The sequence below is a fragment of the Nitrospiria bacterium genome (assembly GCA_035517655.1).
Classification (GTDB): domain Bacteria; phylum Nitrospirota; class Nitrospiria; order JACQBZ01; family JACQBZ01; genus JACQBZ01.
The window spans coordinates 1-21,894 of record DATIYJ010000063.1 but is presented as its reverse complement, the minus strand read 5'-3'; the positions used below and the strand labels follow the sequence as shown (position 1 = coordinate 21,894).

The window sequence follows — 21,894 nt, the reverse complement described above, 5'->3', positions numbered from 1 at the left end:
GATGAAGGATGCGGGTGATGAAGCGATTTTTCACCGGCATCCATCCTCCTGCATCTTGCATCTGATCCGCCTCCCCGTCCCGCTCACGTTGTTCGTTCGGTATTCGCAGAAGAGCGAGGTTCATTATACAGGCGTCGAACGGGATGATCAAGAGGGTTGTCTCTACCGAACTTCTCTCGGAGGGAGGGCGGCGTCCAGGAGCTTTCTCACGCTGTGCGCGAGTTCGTCTGGGCTGTAGGGTTTGGGGACGAGATCGATCATCCCGAGATTCTGGAGTTCGGTCGAGGTCCCCGGCGTTTGATGGCCGCTTGAGATCAGGAAGCGCATGGCCGGGTCCAGGTGAAGAAGCTGTCTGAGAACCTCATGTCCCGACATGCGGGGCATCGTCAAGTCCAGCACGACCAGGTTGATCCGGCCGTGTTCCCGCTTGAAAACTTCGATCGCTTCCTCGCCGTCTTTGGCCAGCAGCACGGTATATCCGTGATGCTCCAGGATCGTCTGGCCCAGGCGGCGAATGGGGGCTTCATCGTCGACGAACAGGATGGTTTCGGTCCCGCGCGCGGGCTCTTCTCCCCGCGCGGCCTTCGGGGGCGTCGGGCCCGCCGTCCGGTGGGTGCGGGGGAGATAGAGCTTGAAGGTCGTACCCTTAAATTTGGCGCTGGACAGATCGATCCAGCCTTGATGCTGCTTCATGATTCCGTAAACCGTGGCCAGGCCGAGTCCCGTGCCCCGTCCGACTTCTTTGGTGGTGAAGAACGGTTCGAAAATGCGATGGCTGATCGTTTCTTCGATGCCGTAGCCGTTGTCGTTGACCGAGAAGCGAAGGTATTCTCCGGGCCGGGCGTCGAGGTGCAGCTTGCAGTAGGCGTCATCGATCCGGACGTTTTCCGCCGCAATGACGATGCGGGGGGCCCAGCCGGCCGGAACGGGTTCCCGAACCGCTCCGTTTATGCAGTCGACCAGGGAATCCCGTGCGTTGACGCAGAGGTTCATGATCACTTGGTGCATCTGCCCGGCATCCGCGAGAACCGTCCAGAGGTCTCCGGCGGCGTGGACCGTGACCTCGATCCGTCGATCAAAGGTTTGGCGCAGGAGGTGCGCGACGTCGTTGGCTATGGCGCCGAGGTCCTGGGGTTGAAGGTCCATGGGACTCCGGTGACTGAAGGTGAGCAACTGTTGCGTCAGCGACGCGGCCCGGCGGGCCGCCTGCAACGCCGCGGTCAGGATGGACCGCTGATCCGATGCCGCGGGTATTTGATCGATCGCCAGGTCGAGATTCCCCATGATGGCCGTCAGCATGTTGTTGAATTCGTGCGCGACCCCTCCGGCCAATTGGCCGACCGCTTCCAGTTTTTGGGCATGGCGCAGCTGTTCCTCCAGGTGTTTCTGCTCGGTGATGTCCCTCACCGTTGCGATGACGCCGACGATATCGCCCTGGGCGTTGCGGAACGGACCGTACCGCACCGAGGTCCAGCCCGTCTCGCCGTACGGCTTGATCAAAAACGGGATATCCAGATACGAAAAAGTCTCCCCGGCCATCGCCCGTTGGATGCTGGCCTCGATGGCTTCCACGGTCTCTTTTTCCATCAGAAGCTTGCCGTGCTCCTCTTGGTAAATCGACAATAAATCCCTCGGCCGTTTCCCCAGAACCTTCTCGGCCCGCAAGCCGGTCAGCTCCTCCATGAACGGATTCCAAACCAAATACCGCAAATCGCGATCATAAACGATGATGCCCTCTCGGACATTGGCGACCACTTGCTGGTTGAATTGACCCGACTCCCGCAAGGCCTCTTCCGCCCGCTTGCGCTCCGTGATGTCCCTCGCCGTGACGATCACACCCGTGATCTCGCCCTGCGCGTTTTTAAGCGGATCGTATCGGACCGAGTTCCACGTTGTTTGCCCGGCCTGTTTTAACATCACCGCGAGGTCCCGCCGCGTGACGGTTTCGCCGGCCATGGCCCGGGTCAGGCCGTCCAGGATTTCTTTTACGTTTTCTTCGGTCAGGATGTGTCTTCCGTGCTCTCGCTGAATGGAAACCAGCTCGAGGGGATGTTTTCCCAACACCCACTCCGACCGCAGGCCGGTCATCTCCTCCATGTAGGGATTCCAGGCCCGGTATCGCAGCTCGCGATCATGAACAACAATGCCTTCGCGGGCGCTCCGAATGATTTGTTCATTGAGTTGACCGGAGTCGCGCAACGCCTCTTCCGTCTGTTTGTGGTCGTCGATGTCTTCGACTTGGACAATGAAGTACAAGGGTTGGGCCCGGTCGTCTCGGACGAGGGAAACGTTCAAGCGGACCCAAAACAAACCTCCGTCTTTGCGGACGTACCGTTTTTCCAGTTGGATGGAGGGGATGCTTCCCCGCAAGAGCGGTTGCAACTGCTCGACGTTCCTGTCGATGTCTTGAGAGGCCGTGATGCTTTGGAAATTTCGGGCGAGCAGTTCTTCCCGCGTGTAACCGGTCATTCGGCAGAAGGTCGGATTGACCTCGATGTATCGGCCGAGCGGCTCCACGGCCAGGAGGGCCATGCCGATGGCGGCATCCTCAAACGCCCGTTGAAAACGGTCGCCCTCTTTCATTTGGCTCTCCGGAGGGTCTTGCCTGCTACGGTTTAGCCCACTTAATGGTGCATCCGAACGCGTGCGTCTCCGGTTGGGAAACGGCGCGCCCGTCGAGCAGGGCCTCCATGGCGTCGCGAAGGTCTCGGGATTTGGCCGCCTTCGGGTTCTGCCAGTTGTCGTCGATCCGGCCGGTGTAACGGAGCCGACGTTCCCGATCCAGGACAAAGATCTCGGGCGTGTAATGGGCGCCGTAGGCTTCGGCGACGGACTGGTCTTCGTCTCTTAGGTAAGGAAAGTTGTAGCCTTTGGTTTTGGCCCGTTCGACCATTTTGGGGAAGTTGTCTTCCGGATAATTTTTTGTTTCGTTGGCGTTGATCGCCACCAGTTGCGCGCCGCGGTCGGCATAGTCTTCCTGGATCGCGATCAGACGGTCTTCGTAGGCCTGGACGTAGGGACAGTGATTGCAGGTGAACATCACCGCCAGGACGGGTTTGCCCGAGAAGCTTTGCAAGGTGTAGGTCTTGCCGTCCACTCCGGGCAGGGAAAAATCGGGGCCCTTTTCGCCGATCGGCAGTCTCATCTTTTAAATAGCCGTTTCAGGCCGCCCAGAAATCCTTTGGGCTCCTGCGAACCCAGGAGAAGTTCCAACTCTCCTTTGTCGAAATAGATCCCCATGCAGTTCGTGCATTGGTCCGCCTTGATCCCGGCCAGAGGAACCTCTTCCATGTCCTGGCCGCATTTGGGGCATTTCATCCAGTGCGGATTCTGCGCGCCCTTGGCCTCCTGCTCGGCCCGCTTGGCATCCAGCTCGGCGCGCATCTTGTCCAGGAGTTCTTTGTTTTTTTTGTAGAAATATTCTTCTTCCCGATCGTATCCGTGCTCGCTCAGTTCCTTGGCCATGAAAGTCTCCTTGCTCCTATATTATAGATGATTTGAGTCATTATAGGGCAGCCGCCTTTTTTTATCAAGGATCGGTCGGAAGTTCACCGTTCATCCTAGACAGACTTATTCTCCCACGCATTGAGAATTTGATTCTCTTCTCTTGACAATCGCGTCTGATTTAGCGTACTTGCTAAAGAGTGGTTTTTTTATGATCCAGTTCCCATTTGTACCTTTGGACGCTTTAAAGAAAATCTGGGAGCCCAGGGAGTGACGCGTTGGATGTCAGTGTCCTGCGAGAGGATCCGTGATAGGGATCCTAAAAATCGCATATAAATTGTTGGTCAACGACCGGGCGAAATTTTCAGCGCTGATCGTCGGGATCGCGTTTGCCGCGTTCTTGATGGTTCAGATGACCTCTCTGTTTTCCGGAATCCTGTCCCGGTCGTCCGCCACCGTCACCAATATCGGAGCCAAAATCTGGGTGATGGATCCGGCGGTCAATACGGTGGCCAATACCATCCCGATTCCGGATTATGTGCTGGATTATGTTCGCAGTATTAACGGAGTCAATTATGCCGTGCCATTATATTCCGGAGGGGCCCTGTTGAAGCTCCGAAGCGGTCTCTATCAATCGGTTAGCGTGATCGGGTTGGACGACGCCACTCTGTACGGCCGGCCGGAGCTTCTGGAAGGACATATCGAGGACATCTTTGCAGAAAACTCATTTATCGTTGTTAAGGATGCGGAGTTCGGCAAGCTCGAAAATCCCAAGATCGGTTCGGAATTTGAATTAAACGACCACCTGGGCGTTGTCGTCGGGATTGCCACAGTGCCTGTAAGCGGGTTGTTTGGGGTCCCAACTCTATACACGACCTTTAACAGAGCGCTCCAGTACATTCCCTCTACAAGATTTACGATCTCCTACATTATGGTCGAGCCGAAGAGCAATGAAGTCATACCCTACATTGAAAAACAGGTGGAACAACTTGGCTACCGGGCCCTGACGAAGGAAGAATTTGTTCAAAAAATAAGCAGGTTTTATATATTCCAGACAGGTTTAGGAACAAATTTATTCATTATGACGATCATCAGCTTCATCGTGGGGCTGTCGATTTCCGGCCAGACCTTTTATACGTTTATCCTGGAGAATCTTGAGAAATTCGGCGCACTCAAGGCGATCGGGGCTAAAGAACACGAACTCATTTACATGATCCTGTTTCAAGCGGCTTTTACGGGTTTGACCGGATATGGTCTGGGGGTCGGCCTGTGCGCTCTATTAATCGCCATTGCCAAGCTGAGATTGCCGGATTATGCGGCGACGATCCGGTACGGAAACCTTGGTCTCGCGCTGATCATGGTCCTCATCATTATCGCCGCTTCAAGCTATATTGGAATTCGCAAAGTCCTTAAGATCGAACCCTTTGATATCTTCCGGGGATAACTTGGCTAATTTGGCGGTGAAAGCGGACCAGCTGGTCAAATGGTTTGGAGAGGGAGCGGCCAGAACTATTGCGGTGAGGGAAGCCAGCTTTGAAGCCTACTTCGGGGAGATGCTGTACATCGTCGGGCCGTCGGGAAGCGGCAAAACCACATTGTTGAGTATGATTTCTGGAATTCTGAAACCGAATTCGGGATCCGTCGTGGTGGAGGAGAAGGAGATCTGGAACCTGACCAGCGAGCAGATTGCGGATTTCAGGCTCAATACGATTGGTTTCGTGTTTCAGGATTATCATCTGTTTCCAAGACTGACCACCGTTGAAAATGTGGCCATTCCCCTGATTTTAAAAAAACAGGACTGGAATGAAGCGATCAAGCTGGCGGCCGAATGTTTGGAAATCGTGGGCCTCAAGGAACGGGCGCATCTTCCTCCGGTCAAGCTGAGCGGCGGTGAGCAGCAACGGGTGGCGATTGCAAGAGCGATTGCCGGCCGTCCGGATATTCTGGTGTTTGACGAACCGACCGCATCTTTGGACGGGGATACGGGAAGAAAAATTGTCGATTTCATCAAGCGGAATGTCCTGAACGAACGAAGGTCGATTATCATTGTGACCCATGATGATCGGATCTACGAGTATTCGGATCGAATTTTAAAGATGGAAGACGGAAAGATTGCGGGGGTCATCAAGGGAGGTCCCGGTGAGAAATAGGGTGGTCTTTTTCCTCTCGGTCCTGGGGATCATCGCGGGGTTGATCAGCGCCTATGTGTACGGCATTCAAAAAAAGCCGCTGCCTCCCGTGTTCAACCCCGCCACGAATCCCTACGAAAAAGGCATCTATGTCAATGGCATCATCGAAAGCTACCAATCCACCGGAGAAAATATCAACCTGTACCCTGAAGTCTCCGGGAGGGTCACACAAATTCTGGTGGCCGAAGGAGATATCGTGAACAAGGGAACCCCTCTGCTGAAAATCGATGATTCGGTTCAAAGGGCTACGGCCGAGCAGCAGAAGTCTCAAGCCGAGGCGGCCCTCTCCTTGCTGGAAGAACTCAGGGCCCAGCCAAGAAAAGAAACCTTGGAAGTGGCCACGGCCCAGGTAGAGTTGGCCCGCGCAAACCTGAAAAGTGCGCAGGACCAGTTGGCCAAGCAATTGAGGTCGTTTGAACTGGACCCGCAGTCCGTGAGCAAGGATACCTTGGACAACGCGGAGAATACCGTCAATGTCGCCAAGGCCAATCTCGAAGTCGTCGAGAGGCAGTATGAACTCACCAAAGCCGGCGCCTGGAGTTACGATGTCCAAAGCCAGGAGAAGCAGGCGAATGCGTTGTCCAAAGCCTACACGGCCTCAAACGCTCTCTTGGCGAAGTACACCCTCACCGCCCCGGCCGATGGGGTGATTTTATCCATCGCGGCCGCGGTGGGCGGCTACATCTCCTCGCAGGGTGCCTACGAGACCTACACGCAGGGATTTAGCCCCGTCATCGTCATGGGCAGTTCGGAAGAGTATATCGGCATCCGATGTTATATCGACGAGATCCTCATCCATAGACTGCCCCAAGCCTCTCAAATGAGCGCGCGGATGTTCATTCGAGGCACCGATACCAGCATTCCTCTGGAATTTGTCCGGGTACAGCCTTACGTATCCCCCAAAATTGAGCTATCGAATCAGCGGACGGAAAGGGTTGACGTGCGCGTCTTGCCGGTGATCTTCAGGTTTCAGCGCCCCAAGGATATTCATGTATATCCCGGTCAGTTGGTGGACGTGTACATCGGAGAGAAATGAAACGGAACGAAGGACTTCGGAAGGCCTGTAGAGCGGCGGGCGCCCCGGCGGCCAAAACACGAAGAAAGGTCGGAAGGATCTGTCTGTGCACGGTCGGCCTGCTGTCGGCGATGGGATGTGCCCTGGGACCGGACTTTGTTCGTCCCAAGCCGCCGCCCGTCGACCGCTACACCCATGGCACAGAGCCGACCGCAAGCATTTCAGCAGACGGTCAGGCCCAGCACTTTGAACCGGGTGGTAAGATGCCCGGGGATTGGTGGCGCTTTCTTAACTCGACAAAACTGGATGCCCTGATCAACCAGGCGGTCACGGAAAATCCGGATCTTCATGCAGCACAAGCTCGGTTGCGCCAAAGCCAGAACAACCTGCTGGCCGGTTATGGGGTGTTTTATCCGGAAGTGGACGGCAATTTGGGCGCTGAGCGCCAGAAGTTCTCCCCGGCCCGCATTGGCAGCAGTGCCCCGGCCAGCCTCTTTAATCTCTACACGCTCTCGGCTACGGTCGGCTATTCTCTCGACGTATTCGGCGGTAATCGCCGCGCCGTAGAGAGCCTGGAAGCCCAGGTGGATTTTCAACGCGATGCGGTTCTGGCGACATACCTTTCCCTGTCGGGAAATATTGTGAATACCGTAATCGCTCTTGCGGCCTACACGACCCAGATCAAGGCTACCGAGGAGATCATCGGTTTACTGAAGGAACAAGTCAGGATTACCGAAGTACAGGCGCAGGCGGGCACGGTGCCCTATTTGAATGTTCTGAGCCTCCGAACTCAGCTCGCGGCTACGGAAGCAACGCTCCCACCGCTGGAGCAGAGGCGGAGCGAGGCGGAGCATTTGCTGGCCACGCTGGTCGGTCGCGTACCCGCGGAATGGGATCCGATCCAGATCGAGTTGGCCGACCTCACGCTTCCGGGCGACCTGCCGATTACCCTACCCTCCGAGTTGGTCCATCAACGTCCCGATATCCTCGCGGCCGAGGCTCTGCTGCATAGCGCGAGCGCCGATATCGGCGTGGCCACGGCCGCGTTGTTCCCGAGCTTCACGTTGAACGGCAGTTACGGATTGAACAACACCTCGGCACCCGATCTCTTCAAGTCGACGAGCGGCTTTTGGAGCCTGGGCGCGAACCTTACGGCCCCGCTGTTCCATGGCTGGACGTTATGGTTTGAGCGGAAAGCGGCCATGGAAGCGTACCAGCAGTCTCTGGCCAACTATCGTCAATCCGTCCTGAGCGCGTTCGCTCAAGTGGCCGACACCCTCCGGGCCTTGGAACATGACGCCGAAGCGGTGCAGGCCCAGGCTCAAGCGCTCGATGCATCGGAGCACGCCTTGCGGTTGGTGCAGGCCAATTACCAGGCGGGCGTCGCCAGCTATTTGCAAATTCTAGTCGCAAACGATCAGTACCATCAGGCGAAGATCGGTTATCTCCAGGCGCACGCCCAGCGGTTGCAGGACACCGTCGCGCTTTTTGTCGCTCTTGGAGGCGGTTGGTCGGATGCCGACAAAGAAGCTCCCGGAGCGCCGTCCGGTTTGGTTCACGGCATCCGGTCGGGTTCAAGGACGCCTGATTGAAGCGACAGCCGCCAGGCTCGTTTAGGACGTTCTCTATCGGTGAACGCGCAGGGCCGTATAAAATACGTGAGTAGATCCGGTCCCGGACGGTTATGCTATAATTTCGGTCGACTCAAAGAAGACGAACGATCCCGGACGACAAGGATGAGGTCATGCGATATATTTTGATCGTATCGGCCGTGCTGTGCTTATTAAGCGAGCCGCCGCTCGGGGGCGGGGAAAGCCCGGGACTCCGTGGCGCCGTTGCCCTGGCCCAGGATGAGTCGTCTTACGCGACTTACTCTCCGGAGCAGTTGGACAATCTGCTGGCGCCCATCGCGCTTTATCCCGATCCGCTGCTGGCCCAGATGCTCCCGGCCGCGACTTTTCTGGATCAGATTGATGAAGCGGCGCGGTATGTGCGCGCCTACGGACAGGATGGCGTCGACGATCAGCCATGGGACGTCAGCGTCAAAGCGGTGGCGCATTATCCGGCGGTCCTCGACATGATGGCGGACAAGATGGATTGGACCACCGCCTTGGGGCAAGCCTACGTGAACCAATCCACCGATGTAATGGAATCCGTCCAACGCCTGCGGGCGATGGCCAATGCGCAGGGGAACCTGGTCTCGACCCCGGAGCAGGAAGTGATCGTCGAGCCCGGATATTATGCGATCTGGCCGGCGAATCCTCAGTGCCTCTACGTGCCGTTCTACGATCCAATGGTCATCTTCTTCCAGAACAGGCTCGCGAACGTTCAACACGCCCCGAAATGTCTTAAATATCGCCGCAGTTACCGGAAAAATGATTGACACCGAGGGCGGTTTTTAGTATTTTAAGTAGATGGATTTCAACGGACTTCCAGAGCGCCAGGGCCTCTACGATCCTCAATTCGAAAAGGAGGCCTGCGGAATCGGATTTGTTGTTAATGTCAAAGGCAGCAAATCGCACGATATCGTTCGAAAAGGGCTGCAGGTCCTTGAGAATCTGGCCCATCGTGGAGCCGTCGGCTGCGATCCCTGCACGGGAGACGGCGTTGGAATTCTGCTCCAGATTCCCCATGAATTTTTGAAAAGAGCCTGCGCGGAAGCGGGCATCCGACTGTCGGGGGCCGGGGAATACGGCGTCGGCATGGTTTTCCTTCCGACGGTGCCCGCCCAGCGCGCGCCCTGTGAAAAGCTGATCGAAAAAATCATCCATGAAGAGGGCCAACGGCTTCTGGGCTGGCGCGATGTGCCGGTGAAGGAGGCGCACATCGGCGACCTGGCCCGGCAGAGCCTGCCTTATATCCGTCAGTTTTTCATCGCAAGGGACATTTTAACCGAGGCCGAGTTTGAGCGAAAACTGTATGTGATACGGAAACGGATCGAGAACGCCGTCCGCGGGTCGGCTCTGGAGGGACGGGAAACATTTTATATTCCCAGCCTCTCCGCCAATACCATCGTTTACAAGGGCCTCCTTTTGCCCAGCCAGATCCCGCTCTTTTATACCGACCTGGCGGATGAAAACGTGATGAGCGCGTTGGCGCTGGTCCATTCCCGTTTTTCGACCAACACCTTCCCGACCTGGAGCCGCGCGCACCCCTACCGGTATATCTGCCACAACGGCGAGATCAATACCTTGAAGGGAAACATCAACTGGATGCACGCCCGAGAGGGCCGGATGTCCTCCGATTTGTTCGGAGACGATCTGAAAAAGCTCTATCCGATTATCTCCGAAGGCCAGAGCGACTCGGCCTGCCTGGACAACGCCCTGGAGTTCCTGGTGATGGGCGGACGGTCGCTGCCCCACGCCATGATGATGCTGATTCCGGAGGCCTGGTCCGGCGATCCCAACATGGATCTCGCGCGCCGCGGCTTCTATGAATACCACGCCGCAATGCAGGAGCCCTGGGACGGTCCGGCCGCGGTCTGTTTTACCGACGGGAAGCTGATCGGGGCGACGCTCGATCGCAACGGCCTTCGTCCCGCGCGTTACGTCGTGACCAAGGACGATTTTGTCGTGATGGCCTCCGAAACCGGCGTGCTCCCGGTCCCGCCCGAAGAGGTTCGCACCAAGGGCCGGCTGCAGCCGGGACGGATGTTTCTGGTGGATACGGCGCAGGGGCGGATCATCGACGACGAAGAGATCAAGGCCGACATGGCCTCGCGCAAACCGTACCTCCAGTGGGTCGCCGCCAACCGGATCAACCTCGAGGATCTTCCGGAGCCCCTGAACGTTCTGCAGCCGGACCATGTCACGCTCCGGCAGCGGCAGCAGGTCTTCGGCTACACCATCGAGGATTTGAAGATGATCATGATGCCGATGACGATCACCGGCGAGGAGCCCGTCGGTTCGATGGGCACCGACACGCCGCTGGCCGTGCTCTCGGACCGGCCTCAGCTGCTCTTCAAATACTTCAAGCAACTCTTCGCGCAGGTGACCAATCCCCCGATCGATCCGATCCGCGAGCAGCTCGTCATGTCCCTCGTGACCAGCATCGGTCCCAAGGCGAACCTTCTGGGCGAGACGCCCGAGTCCTGCCGCCGCATCAAGGTGAATCAGCCGATTCTGACCAACGCGGACCTGGAAAAGATCCGGACGATCGCGGACGGCTATTTCAAGAGCCAGACCCTGAGCATGCTGTTCCCGGCGGCCGAGGGGCCCCGCGGACTCGCCGACGCCGTAGAGCGGCTTTGCCGCCAGGCGTCCGAGGCCATCCGCGCCGGATACAACTTCATCATCTTGAGCGACCGCGGCGTCGACGCCGAACGGGCGCCGGTCCCGAGCCTCCTGGCGATTTCGGCCGTCCATCATCATCTGGTCCGGGAATGCTCCCGGACCGAGGTCGGCCTGATCGTCGAAACGGGCGAGGCGCGTGAGGTGCATCACTTCGCCTGCCTGATCGGCTACGGCGCCGGCAGCATCAATCCCTATCTGGCCTTCGAGACCCTGACCGACATGGTCCGCGACGGTTATTTGCCCGAGACGATCGACGCCCCGACGGCCGAATCCAAATACATCAAGGCCGTCAACAAGGGCTTGCTGAAGATCTTCTCCAAGATGGGGATCTCGACCGTCCAGAGCTACTGCGGCGGCCAAATCTTCGAGGCGATCGGGCTGGGCGCCGAGCTCGTCGAACGGTATTTCACCGGGACGGCCTCCCGGATCGGGGGGATCGGGATCGAGACGCTGGCCGAGGAGGTGCTGCGCCGACACACGGCGGCCCATCAGAACGTGCCGATCCGGCAGCTGGACTACGGCGGCGAGTATCACTACCGGATTCAGGGCGAACGCCACAACTGGAATCCGGAAACGATTTCCAAACTCCAGTGGGCCGCCCGGAACAACAGTTACGCCTCTTTCAAGGAATTCAGCCGGCTGGTGGACGACGAGTCAAGGCGGCGCTCGACCCTTCGGGGGCTGCTCGATCTGCGGACCGGCGCGCCCGTTCCGCTGGAGGAGGTGGAGCCGGCGAAGGAGATCGTGAAGCGCTTCACGACCGGCGCGATGTCGTTCGGCGCGCTGGGCAAGGAGGCGCACGAAACCCTCGCGATCGCGATGAACCGGCTCGGCGGCAAGAGCAACACGGGCGAAGGCGGCGAGGATCCCGAGCGCTTCGTTCCGCTTCCGAACGGCGATTCGAAGAACAGCGCCATCAAGCAGGTGGCCTCCGCGCGCTTCGGCGTGACGACGTTCTATCTGGTGAACGCGAGGGAGTTGCAGATCAAGATGGCCCAGGGCGCGAAGCCGGGCGAAGGGGGCCAGCTTCCCGGCCACAAGGTGGACGAGACGATCGCGCGGCTGCGCTACGCCACGCCGGGGGTTCAGCTGATTTCTCCGCCGCCCCATCACGACATCTATTCCATCGAAGACCTCGCCCAGCTGATCTACGATTTGAAAAACGTGAATCCGCAGGCCGCCGTTTCGGTCAAGCTGGTGGCCGAGGTCGGGGTGGGGACGGTCGCCGCGGGCGTGGCGAAGGCGCACGCCGACAAGATTCTGATCAGCGGAGACTCCGGCGGCACGGGCGCCTCGCCGTGGAGCTCGATCAAGCACGCCGGGATTCCGTGGGAGCTGGGCCTGGCCGAAACCCAGCAGACGCTGGTGATGAACAACCTCCGCGGCCGCGTCCGGATCGAGACCGACGGGCAGCTGAAGACCGGGCGGGACGTCGTGATCGCGACCTTGCTGGGGGCCGAGGAGTTCGGATTCTCGACGGCGCCGCTGATCGTCGAGGGCTGCATCATGATGCGCAAATGCCACCTGAACACCTGTCCCGTGGGGATCGCCACGCACGATCCCGTTCTCCGGAAAAAATTTTCCGGCCTGCCGGAGCATGTCGTCAATTACTTTTTCTTCGTTGCGGAGGAGGTCCGGGAGTGGATGGCCCGGCTGGGCTTCCGCCGGTTTGAGGAGATGATCGGCCGCACGGACAAGATCAAACCCCACAAGGCGATCGACCATTGGAAGGCCCGGGGAATCGATCTGAGCGCGATCCTGTACCGGCCGGAGATCGCCCCGGATGTCGCCGTGCATTGCGTCCAGACGCAGGACCACGGGCTCGCCAACGCCCTGGATCATCAATTGATCGAGCGGGCCCGGCCGGCGCTGGAGTCGAAGCGCGGGGTCGAGGCGGCGTGGCCGATCCGGAACATCCACCGGACGGTCGGCGCCATGCTCTCCGGAGAAATCGCGCGGCGGCACGGGGCCGCGGGCCTTCCGGACGATACGATTCGTTTCCGCTTCACCGGATCGGCCGGGCAGAGTTTCGGGGCCTGGTGCGTGAACGGGCTGTCGCTGGCGCTGGAAGGCGAATCGAACGACTATCTGGGCAAGGGGATGGCCGGCGGACGGTTGGTGGTCGTTCCGTTCAAGAAGTCGACCTTCGCGCCGGAGGAGACCATCCTCATCGGCAACGTCGCCCTTTACGGCGCGACGGGCGGCGAGGCCTACATCCACGGAATGGCCGGCGAGCGGTTCGCGGTTCGGAACAGCGGCTGCCGGGCCGTGGTCGAGGGCGTGGGCGATCACGGCTGCGAGTACATGACCGGCGGCGTGGTGGTCGTCCTGGGCCAGACCGGGAGGAATTTTGCGGCCGGGATGAGCGGCGGCGTCGCGTTCGTGCTGAACCGGGACGGCGGGTTTGAACGCCGGTGCAATCTGAGCATGGTGGAGCTTGAGCCCGTCCGGGACAAAGAGGACCAGGCCCTACTGAAGGGGATGATCGAGCGGCACGCCCGGCATACGGGCAGCGCCCAGGCCCAAAAGGTGCTGGAGCAGTGGAGCGTCATGCTTCCGAAGTTCCTGCGCGTCATGCCGGTGGAGTATAAGAAGGTGATGGAGCAGCGGAAGGCCCAGAAAACCGCATCGAAGGAGGCGGCCGTTCATGGGTGACCCCAAGGGATTTTTAAAGATCCGGAGGGAGGGCCCCAAGCGGAGACCGGTCGAGGAGCGGGTCCATGACTGGCGGGAGTTCTACCGGCCGATTTCCGAGGAAGCGCTCAAGGCCCAGGGCGCCCGCTGCATGGATTGCGGCGTGCCGTTCTGTCAGAGCAACAACGGCTGTCCGGTCCAGAACATGATTCCGGACTGGAATGATCTTGTTTTTCAGGGGCGGTGGAAGGACGCGTTGAAGATGCTTCATTCCACCAACAATTTTCCGGAGTTCACCGGGCGGCTCTGCCCGGCACCGTGCGAGTCGGCCTGCGTGTTGGGGATCATCGAGGATCCGGTGGCCATCCGGATCGTCGAATGGAATATCATCGACCGCGGCTTCGACGAGGGCTGGGTGACGCCGGTTCTCCCGGAGAAGCCGACCGGGTACGCCGTGGCCGTGGTCGGATCCGGCCCCGCCGGCCTGGCGGCCGCGCAGCAGCTGGCCCGCGCGGGACACGCGGTCACGGTCTTCGAGAAGGCCGACCGGATCGGCGGTCTGCTTCGGTACGGCATCCCGGACTTCAAAATGGAAAAATCGGTCCTGGACCGCCGCTTGGAGCAGATGCGCGCGGAGGGGGTCGCGTTCAAGACCGGTGTGGATGTCGGCCCCGATTTTCCGGCGGATCTGCTGCGGAAGCGCTTCGATGCCGTCTGCCTGTGCGGCGGCGCGATGACGGCCCGCGAGCTTCCGGTGCCCGGCCGGGAACTTTCCGGAATCCATCCCGCCATGGATTACCTCACGCAGCAAAACAAGATCAACGCCGGCGACGCGATCGATCCGTCGGTCCGGATCACGGCCAAGGATAAACGCGTGGTGATCATCGGCGGGGGGGACACCGGTTCCGATTGCCTCGGAACCGTGCACCGCCAGGGGGCGAAGGAGGTTTATCAGTTCGAGCTCCTGCCCCAGCCGCCCGAGAGCCGGGCCGCGTCGACGCCGTGGCCGCTCTGGCCGATGATGCTCCGGACGTCCCACGCGCACGAGGAAGGTTGCCGGCGGGAATGGAGCGTTTCCACCCAACGGTTTTCCGGCCGGGACGGGCGGGTGAGCCGGCTTCAGGCGGTGCGGGTCGAGATGAAGACGGACCCGTCCGGACGCACCCGGTTCGTGGAGATGCCCGGAACGGAATTCGAGCTGGACGCCGATCTGGTTCTGTTGGCGATGGGTTTCACCGGTCCGGTGCGGACGGGCCTGCTGGAGGATCTCGGGGTCGGGCTGGATGCGCGCGGCCATGTGGCGGTGGATGAAAATCAGATGACCAGCGTCGAAGGGGTCTTCGCCGCCGGCGATATGAAACGGGGCGCCTCCCTGATCGTCTGGGCGATTCGGGAGGGCCGCGACGCCGCGAAAGGGATCGATCAATACCTTCGCGCGCGCGCGCCCGCCGGCGCGGCCGTCCGATAAGTGTTTCCGTCCGGTTCGAGGAGTCGGATTTTTCCGGGGCGACCCAACCTGTCGCCCGTTTTTATTTTGAACTTCCGACGGCGCTATGAATTTTGACCGGACTGTGTTAGTGTTGTATGCTTGAAAAAGCGTCCTGGAAAACCCCATGGAAAACCCGTTGAAGAAAATCGGAATAGGCAACGAACCGTTGGGCGACCCCCAGCTTCAGGCGCTGGTGAACCGGGCCCGCCTCCCGCGGCATGTGGCCATCATCATGGACGGCAACGGGCGGTGGGCCGAGATGCGGGGACTGCCCCGGATCGCCGGCCATCGCGAGGGAATCCGTTCCGTCCGGGACGCGGTGACGGTCTGCCGGGAACTGGGGATCTATGCCCTGACGATCTATGCGTTCTCGGTGGAGAACTGGCAACGCCCCCAGGACGAGGTGAACGAGCTGATGACGCTGCTGGAAGGATACCTCCAGAAAGAAATGGCCTCGCTCATGGAACACCGGATCCGCTTTAAGACGATCGGCCAGATCCACCGCCTGCCGGCCTCCGTCGCCCACTGGATCCGCGCGGCCGAGTCGGCCACGTTGTCCAATGAAAAAATGGTGTTGACGATCGCGTTGAGCTACGGGGGCCGGGCCGAAATCGTCGAGGCGATGTTAAGGCTGTACGACGATCTTCAGAAGGGCCTGTTCACGCGGGAGGCGGTGGACGAGGCGCTGGTGGGTCAGTACCTGAACACGGCCGACCTGCCGGACCCCGATCTCATGATCCGGACCAGCGGAGAGACCCGCATCAGCAATTTCCTTCTCTGGCAGATGGCGTATACCGAACTCTACTTCACGCCGACCCTGTGGCCGGACTTCCGACGGCGTGATTTTCTGGAGGCCCTGATCGATTATCAGCAGCGGGAGCGTCGTTTCGGCCTGGTGAAAAACCAGAATCCTCCGCGACGCGGGGTGAGACAAGGTTAATGCACCAAAAGCGCGTGATCTCAGCCGTCCTCTTCCTTCCGCTCTTCTTCATTTTAGTCAAATACCTTCCCCCGGCGGCCTTTTTCATTGTCGTGTTGTTCGGCGTTCTGCTCGGCCAGCTGGAGTTCTACCGTCTTTATTTTCCGGCCGGGAAACGGGGACTGATCCTGTTCGGCTTGCTCTGCGGCGGGCTGATCGTGGGACATTTCTACGAACAGGGTTTTTTCTCGGATCGGGAGGTGCTGACGGCCTTGGGAATGGCCGGGTTGTTGTACCAGCTGGCGACGTATCAGGACATGGCGACGACCCTCGGCGACACGGCCGTGGCGGCGCTGGGGGTCTTCTACGTCGGCTGGCTGTTGGGGCATCTGATCCTGCTCCGGGGTCTCGAACAGGGGGAGTATCTCATCTTCTTTTTGTTCCTGGTGACCTGGGCCGGCGATACCGGGGCTTACTATATCGGAAAGGGCTTCGGGCGGCGCCCTTTGGCCCCGCGGCTCAGCCCCGGCAAGACGGTCGAAGGGGCCGTCGGAGGACTGGCCGCCAGCATCCTGGCCGCGGTCCTGGCCCGACAATGGTTTCTCCCGTTTCTTTCGGTCTACGACGGTTTGTTCCTGGGGTTGTTGCTGGGCGTGTTGGGTCAGATGGGCGATCTGACGGAATCCATGTTCAAGCGCAGCGCCGGGGTGAAAGATTCCGGCCATTTTCTGCCGGGCCATGGCGGCATCCTGGACAAGATGGACAGCCTGATCTTCACGACGCCGTTGTTCTATTATTATCTGCTTTGGGTGAAACAATACGGCCGGGTGATCGTGATTTAAAATGAAAAAACTGGTTCTCTTGGGTTCAACCGGTTCCATCGGGACCAACACCCTCCGGCTGGTGACGGACTTTCCGGATCGCTTCCGGGTTGTGGGTTTGACAGCCGGGCGCAACGGTGATAAACTTCTGGGTCAAATTCGGCGCTTCCGCCCCCGGTGCGTCGCACTGGCGGACCCGGCGGCCGCGGAACGCCTGCGCCGGCAGTGCCGGGATCTTCCGGACCTGCGAAATCCTGGGATCGAAGTCCTGTCCGGGATCGAAGGCCTGGTCCGGGTGGCCACGCTGGCCGACGCCGATCTGGTCGTCTCGGCCATCGTGGGGTCGGCGGGACTCGTTCCGACATTCGAGGCCATCCGGGCGAAAAAGACGATGGCGCTGGCCAACAAAGAACCGCTGGTGATGGCCGGATCGATTCTTCAGCAGGAAGCCCGAAGACAGGGAATTACCCTTCTGCCGGTCGACAGCGAGCACAGCGCCATTTTTCAGTCGATGTCCGGCCAGCGCCGGCGGGACGTGCGCCGGCTCATCCTGACGGCGTCGGGGGGGCCGCTTCTCGACCTGCCGGTCCGAAAGCGACGCGTGATCAAGCCGGCCCAGGCGCTCCGGCATCCCGTCTGGCGGATGGGATCGAAAATCTCGATCGATTCGGCCACGCTGATGAACAAGGGCCTGGAGGTGATCGAGGCCCACTGGCTCTTTGATATGCCGCCGGACCGGATCGACGTCGTCATTCACCGGCAGAGCATCGTCCATTCCATGGTGGAGTACCTGGACGGTTCCGTGATCGCCCAGATGGGCGTCCCGGACATGCGCGGGCCGCTGGCCTACGCGCTCAATTATCCGGAACGGCTGCCGCTCGGTCTTCCCGCCCTGGATCTGACCCGGGTCAGGTCGCTGACGTTCGAGCCGCCGGATCTTAAAAAATTTCCCTGCCTCGGGTTCGCGTACGAGGCGATTAAAATCGGCGGGACGCTTCCGGCCGTGTTGAACGCCGCCAACGAAGTGGCCGTGCGGGCCTATCTCGAAGAGCGGATCGGCTTTTTGGAGATCGCCCGGCTGATACGAAAAACAATGGACGCGCACGTTCCCCTGGCCGTGAAAAGCCTGGAGGACGTCCTCGAGGCCGACCGCTGGGGTCGGGAGCGGGCGTCCAAGTCCGTCGGAGAAAAGGAGTAAGCACGCAGCATGGAATCCGTCGTTCATTTTCTTTACAACCTGTTTTATTTCCTCGTTGTTCTCAGCGTCTTGATCTTTTTTCACGAGCTGGGCCATTTCCTGGCGGCCCGTCGTCTGGGGGTCAAGGTCCTGAAGTTCTCGCTGGGCTTCGGGCCGAAGCTGATCGGCCGGACGGTCGGGGAGACCGAATACCTGATCTCCGCGCTTCCGCTGGGCGGCTACGTGAAGCTTTTCGGCGAAGAGCCCGAGAAGGGGGAGGAGGCGCCGGCGCTTTCCCCGGAAGACCGGGCCCGTTCCTTTTCACTCGCGCCGGTCTGGAAACGGATCCTGATCGTGGCGGCCGGGCCGGTCTTCAATATGTTCCTGGCCTATCTGATTTTCACCGGATCTCTCTCGATCGGCATCCCGATGTACGTGCCGAATTTCGACAGCCTGATGCCGGTGGTCGAGACCGTGATCGAGAAATCCCCGGCCCAGGCGGCCGGCTTCAAAGCGGGGGACCGGATCGTTTCGATCGGCGACCGAAAAATATCGACCTGGGCGCAAATGACCGATATCATCTACGGCAGCGCCGGAAAGCCCCTGACGATCACGGTGGAGCGGGACCATCAGAGTTTGATCCTGACGGTTACGCCGGCGTCGAAGACGGTCGAGACCGAGGAGGGGCAGAAGACCGTCGGTCAGATCGGGATCGGGAAGAACCCCCGCGGCGCCCAGATCCAGGCCGCGAATCCCCTCGATGCCGTCCTCAAGGGGTTTCAGGCCACGTGGCAATGGACCTATCTGACGGTGGAGGGGCTGGTCCGGCTCGTTCAGGGAAGGCTCTCGATGGACAACATCGGCGGGCCGATTCTGATCGGCCAGATGTCGGGCCAGGCCGCCTCCCAGGGCATCGGGGGTCTGCTCTTCCTGATCGCGATCCTGAGCATCACGCTGGGCGTGATGAACATCCTTCCGATCCCGGTATTGGATGGAGGCCATCTCCTGTTCTTCGTGATCGAGGCCGTCCTGGGGCGTCCGTTGAGCATACGGAAACGGGAGATCGCGCAGCAAATCGGCCTCGCGTTGCTTCTTCTGTTGATGGCCCTGGCCTTTTATAACGACATCATCCGGCTGTTCGGAAAGCCGGGCTGACCGACGGGACGGGGGCGCTTGAAGTGAGGATCGAACGAAGGAAAACACGGCCGATCACGGTGGGCGGCGTCGCGATCGGCGGCGACGCCCCGATCTCGGTCCAGTCCATGACCACCACGGACACGCGGGACGTCGACGCGACGGCGGACCAGATCCGGCGGCTGGAGCAGGCCGGCTGCGAGATCGTCCGCGTGGCGGTGGTGGACGAGACCGCCGCCGGCGCCTTGAAAACGATCAAGGCCCGGATCGGCATCCCCCTCGTCGCCGACATCCATTACAACTACCGCCTCGCGCTCCACGCGGCCCCCTACGTCGACTGCATCCGGATCAACCCGGGCAACATCGGCGGGAAGGACCGCGTGGCGCAGATCGCGGCGGCCTGCCGGGACCGGGGCATCCCGATCCGGATCGGGGTCAACGCCGGATCGCTGGAGGAGGACCTGCTTAAAAAATACGGCTATCCCACGGCCGAGGCGATGGTCGAATCGGCGCTGCGGGCGATCGGGATGCTGGAGGAGCTGGGCTTCTACGAGATGAAGCTGTCGCTCAAGGCCTCGCACGTCGGCCTCTGCGTCGAGGCCTACCGGCTGATCTCAAAAAAGACGGATTACCCGCTCCACCTCGGGATCACCGAGGCCGGGACGGCCTTCGCGGGGAGCATCAAAACGGCCGTTGGGATGGGGCTGCTGCTGGGCGGGGGGATCGGGGACACGATCCGGGTTTCGCTCGCGGCCGATCCGGTCGAGGAGGTGAAGGCCGGCTTCGAGATCTTGAAAGCGCTGGAGCTTCGGCATCACGGGATCAATTTCATCGCCTGTCCCACCTGCGGCCGGCTCGAGTTCGACATGTTCAAGCTGGTCGGGGAGCTTGAGCGGCGGCTGTCCCATATCAAGGCGCCGTTGAACGTCTCGATCCTCGGCTGCGCCGTAAACGGGATCGGCGAGGGCATGGAGGCCGACATCGGCATCGCGGGCGGCAAAGACGGCGGCCTGCTGTTCAAGCGCGGGAAGATCGTCGGCAAGGTGTCCGAGTCCGAGATGGCCGACGTCCTGGTGGCCGAGGTCGAGGCGATGGCGAAGGAAAGGGAAACGAATCAAAAATAACCGTAGGGGCGAATCTTGTATTCGCCCTATCATCTGCACGGACAAGGGCGATCACGAGGATCGCCCCTACAAATGACATTATGCGCTATTCAAAATTATTAATCCCCACGTTGCGCGAGGAGCCGGTCGAGGCCGAGGTCGTCAGCCACCGGCTGATGATCCGCGCCGGGATGATCCGAAAAGTCGCGGCCGGCATCTACACCTACCTGCCGCTGGGCCTCCGGGTGATCCGGAAGGTCGAGCGGATCGTCCGCGAGGAAATGAACCGCGCCGGCGCGCAGGAATTGCTGATGCCGATGGTCCAGCCGGCCGAGCTGTGGCACGAGACCGGCCGCTGGGGCGAGTACGGCAAGGAACTGCTCCGGCTGAAGGACCGCGGCGAGCGGGAGTTCTGCCTCGGGCCGACGCACGAGGAAGTGATCACCGACCTCGTCCGGGCCGAGGTCAAATCGTACCGCCACCTGCCCCAGATTCTGTATCAGATCCAGACCAAGTTCCGGGACGAGATCCGCCCCCGCTTCGGGCTGATGCGCGGCCGCGAATTCCTCATGAAGGACGCCTACAGCTTCGACCGCGACGAGCAGGGCGCCAAGGCCAGTTACGATAAAATGGGCCAGGCCTACCACCGGATCTTCGAGCGGTGCGGACTGAAGTTCAAGCCGGTCGAGGCGGAGAGCGGTGTGATCGGCGGGACCTATTCCCAGGAGTTCATGGTCCTGGCCGAGACGGGCGAAGACAGCCTGGTCGCGTGCGACTCCTGCGGTTTCGCGGCCAACGTGGAGAAAACGAAGGGCAAGGCCTGCCCGCGCTGCAAGGGACGGCTCATCACCCATCGCGGGATCGAAGTGGGCCACATCTTCATGCTCGGGACGAAATACAGCGAGGCGATGAAGGCGACGTTTCTGGACCATAACGGCAAGGAGGCCTTGAGCGTCATGGGCTGCTACGGCATCGGGATCGGCCGGACGGCCGCGGCCGCGATCGAGCAGAACCACGACACCAAGGGGATCGTCTGGCCCCTTCCGCTCGCGCCTTACCAGGTGCATGTCGTCCCGGTCAACGACCAGTCCGAGCGCGTGATGATCACGTCGGAGCTGATCTACGGGACGCTGTCCAACCACGGCGTGGAGGTCCTGATCGACGACCGGTCGGAGCGGCCCGGGGTGAAGTTCAACGACGCCGACCTGATCGGCATTCCGTACCAGGTCATCATCGGCGATAAAAACCTGGCCGACGGACTGGTAGAGCTCAAGGATCGGCGCGACGGAAAAATTCGGAAGGTCGCGACCGACGAAGTGATCGATCTCGTCAAGAAGCTGGTCCTGCCGGACGCGAAACCCGCCGAAGCCTGAACGGTCCGCGAAGCGAACTCCCGCCTTCATCGCTTCCTTGTTCTTTCCCGGGATTTTTAGTACAATCGTCCCGCTGTCCTGCCGAAATTTTCTCATCGTCGCATCCGTATGCCGTCATGGGGTCGTGTCTTGGCCCGAAAGAAGACCGTCATAACCCTCGTCACGGGCAGCCAAAAGGACGAATATATTCGATCTGCATCATTATATATATAGGGGGTGGGGGCAGGGCCCGGCGCCTGCCCGATAATTCAAATCGCCGTAGGTGCGTATTGCAATACGCCCCTACAAAGCACCAGACGGATTG

16 protein-coding genes are annotated in these 21,894 nt (G+C 60.3%); 13 read left to right on the top strand and 3 right to left on the bottom strand.

The genetic code is table 11. From position 1 onward, the window contains the following. Positions 1-162 precede the first annotated feature (162 nt). Genes VLY20_11615 through VLY20_11605 form a run of 3 tightly spaced genes read right to left on the bottom strand, consistent with a single transcriptional unit; the run spans position 163 to position 3,465 of the window. The gene (locus VLY20_11615; GenBank protein ID HUK57294.1) at positions 163-2,583 is read right to left on the bottom strand and encodes a PAS domain S-box protein; all 2,421 of its coding nucleotides are present in this window, start codon (positions 2,581-2,583) and stop codon (positions 163-165) included. 25 nt (positions 2,584-2,608) lie between these two features. Continuing rightward, entirely contained in the window at positions 2,609-3,145 is a 537-nt protein-coding gene (locus VLY20_11610) for a thioredoxin family protein (GenBank protein ID HUK57293.1), read from the bottom strand. Continuing rightward, the gene (locus VLY20_11605) at positions 3,142-3,465 is read right to left on the bottom strand and encodes a zf-TFIIB domain-containing protein (GenBank protein ID HUK57292.1); all 324 of its coding nucleotides are present in this window, start codon (positions 3,463-3,465) and stop codon (positions 3,142-3,144) included. Before VLY20_11605 ends, VLY20_11610 begins: the two co-directional genes overlap by 4 nt. Before the next feature lie 286 nt (positions 3,466-3,751). Between VLY20_11605 and VLY20_11600 the strand changes: the two genes are divergently transcribed. The 13 genes from VLY20_11600 to proS all read left to right on the top strand — a co-directional run bounded on the left by VLY20_11600 (position 3,752) and on the right by proS (position 21,590). Continuing rightward, on the top strand, positions 3,752-4,888 hold the full coding sequence (locus VLY20_11600) for an ABC transporter permease (protein ID HUK57291.1): 1,137 nt from the start codon (positions 3,752-3,754) through the stop codon (positions 4,886-4,888). A 1-nt stretch (position 4,889) separates the two neighbouring features. Next, a complete protein-coding gene (locus VLY20_11595; GenBank protein HUK57290.1) occupies positions 4,890-5,594 on the top strand; it encodes an ABC transporter ATP-binding protein in 705 nt (234 codons plus the stop codon). After that, complete coding sequence (locus VLY20_11590; GenBank protein ID HUK57289.1) at positions 5,584-6,669, top strand: biotin/lipoyl-binding protein; 1,086 nt, start codon at positions 5,584-5,586, stop codon at positions 6,667-6,669. The genes VLY20_11595 and VLY20_11590 overlap by 11 nt, the downstream gene beginning before the upstream one ends. After that, positions 6,666-8,240: an efflux transporter outer membrane subunit gene (locus VLY20_11585; GenBank protein HUK57288.1), complete on the top strand. Its 1,575-nt coding sequence runs from the start codon at positions 6,666-6,668 to the stop codon at positions 8,238-8,240. Before VLY20_11590 ends, VLY20_11585 begins: the two co-directional genes overlap by 4 nt. Before the next feature lie 152 nt (positions 8,241-8,392). Further along, a complete protein-coding gene (locus tag VLY20_11580; protein ID HUK57287.1) occupies positions 8,393-9,031 on the top strand; it encodes a DUF3300 domain-containing protein in 639 nt (212 codons plus the stop codon). Positions 9,032-9,062: 31 nt separating this feature from the next. After that, positions 9,063-13,595, top strand: coding sequence for a glutamate synthase large subunit (gltB, locus tag VLY20_11575; protein HUK57286.1), 4,533 nt, complete (start codon positions 9,063-9,065; stop codon positions 13,593-13,595). Continuing rightward, entirely contained in the window at positions 13,588-15,042 is a 1,455-nt protein-coding gene (locus VLY20_11570; protein HUK57285.1) for a glutamate synthase subunit beta, read from the top strand. The genes gltB and VLY20_11570 overlap by 8 nt, the downstream gene beginning before the upstream one ends. A gap of 145 nt (positions 15,043-15,187) precedes the next feature. Further along, a complete protein-coding gene (locus tag VLY20_11565; protein HUK57284.1) occupies positions 15,188-16,003 on the top strand; it encodes an isoprenyl transferase in 816 nt (271 codons plus the stop codon). Further along, positions 16,003-16,824: a phosphatidate cytidylyltransferase gene (locus VLY20_11560; protein HUK57283.1), complete on the top strand. Its 822-nt coding sequence runs from the start codon at positions 16,003-16,005 to the stop codon at positions 16,822-16,824. The genes VLY20_11565 and VLY20_11560 overlap by 1 nt, the downstream gene beginning before the upstream one ends. Before the next feature lies 1 nt (position 16,825). Continuing rightward, positions 16,826-18,001, top strand: coding sequence for a 1-deoxy-D-xylulose-5-phosphate reductoisomerase (locus tag VLY20_11555; protein ID HUK57282.1), 1,176 nt, complete (start codon positions 16,826-16,828; stop codon positions 17,999-18,001). A 9-nt stretch (positions 18,002-18,010) separates the two neighbouring features. Further along, positions 18,011-19,135 (top strand): RIP metalloprotease RseP, encoded by a 1,125-nt coding sequence (gene rseP / locus VLY20_11550; protein HUK57281.1) that lies wholly within the window; start codon positions 18,011-18,013, stop codon positions 19,133-19,135. A 29-nt stretch (positions 19,136-19,164) separates the two neighbouring features. Then, positions 19,165-20,238, top strand: coding sequence for a flavodoxin-dependent (E)-4-hydroxy-3-methylbut-2-enyl-diphosphate synthase (gene ispG, locus VLY20_11545; GenBank protein HUK57280.1), 1,074 nt, complete (start codon positions 19,165-19,167; stop codon positions 20,236-20,238). A gap of 80 nt (positions 20,239-20,318) precedes the next feature. Continuing rightward, positions 20,319-21,590: a proline--tRNA ligase gene (gene proS / locus VLY20_11540; GenBank protein ID HUK57279.1), complete on the top strand. Its 1,272-nt coding sequence runs from the start codon at positions 20,319-20,321 to the stop codon at positions 21,588-21,590. Positions 21,591-21,894: the final 304 nt, after the last annotated feature.

Coding starts and splice junctions, on each gene's coding strand:
- VLY20_11605 (HUK57292.1), bottom strand. CDS start 3,465: ATGGCCAAGGAACTGAGCGAGCACGGATACGATCGGGAAGAAGAATAT.
- VLY20_11585 (HUK57288.1), top strand. CDS start 6,666: ATGAAACGGAACGAAGGACTTCGGAAGGCCTGTAGAGCGGCGGGCGCC.
- VLY20_11570 (HUK57285.1), top strand. CDS start 13,588: ATGGGTGACCCCAAGGGATTTTTAAAGATCCGGAGGGAGGGCCCCAAG.
- gltB (HUK57286.1), top strand. CDS start 9,063: ATGGATTTCAACGGACTTCCAGAGCGCCAGGGCCTCTACGATCCTCAA.
- VLY20_11560 (HUK57283.1), top strand. CDS start 16,003: ATGCACCAAAAGCGCGTGATCTCAGCCGTCCTCTTCCTTCCGCTCTTC.
- VLY20_11565 (HUK57284.1), top strand. CDS start 15,188: ATGGAAAACCCGTTGAAGAAAATCGGAATAGGCAACGAACCGTTGGGC.
- rseP (HUK57281.1), top strand. CDS start 18,011: ATGGAATCCGTCGTTCATTTTCTTTACAACCTGTTTTATTTCCTCGTT.
- VLY20_11580 (HUK57287.1), top strand. CDS start 8,393: ATGCGATATATTTTGATCGTATCGGCCGTGCTGTGCTTATTAAGCGAG.
- proS (HUK57279.1), top strand. CDS start 20,319: ATGCGCTATTCAAAATTATTAATCCCCACGTTGCGCGAGGAGCCGGTC.
- VLY20_11610 (HUK57293.1), bottom strand. CDS start 3,145: ATGAGACTGCCGATCGGCGAAAAGGGCCCCGATTTTTCCCTGCCCGGA.
- VLY20_11615 (HUK57294.1), bottom strand. CDS start 2,583: ATGAAAGAGGGCGACCGTTTTCAACGGGCGTTTGAGGATGCCGCCATC.
- VLY20_11555 (HUK57282.1), top strand. CDS start 16,826: ATGAAAAAACTGGTTCTCTTGGGTTCAACCGGTTCCATCGGGACCAAC.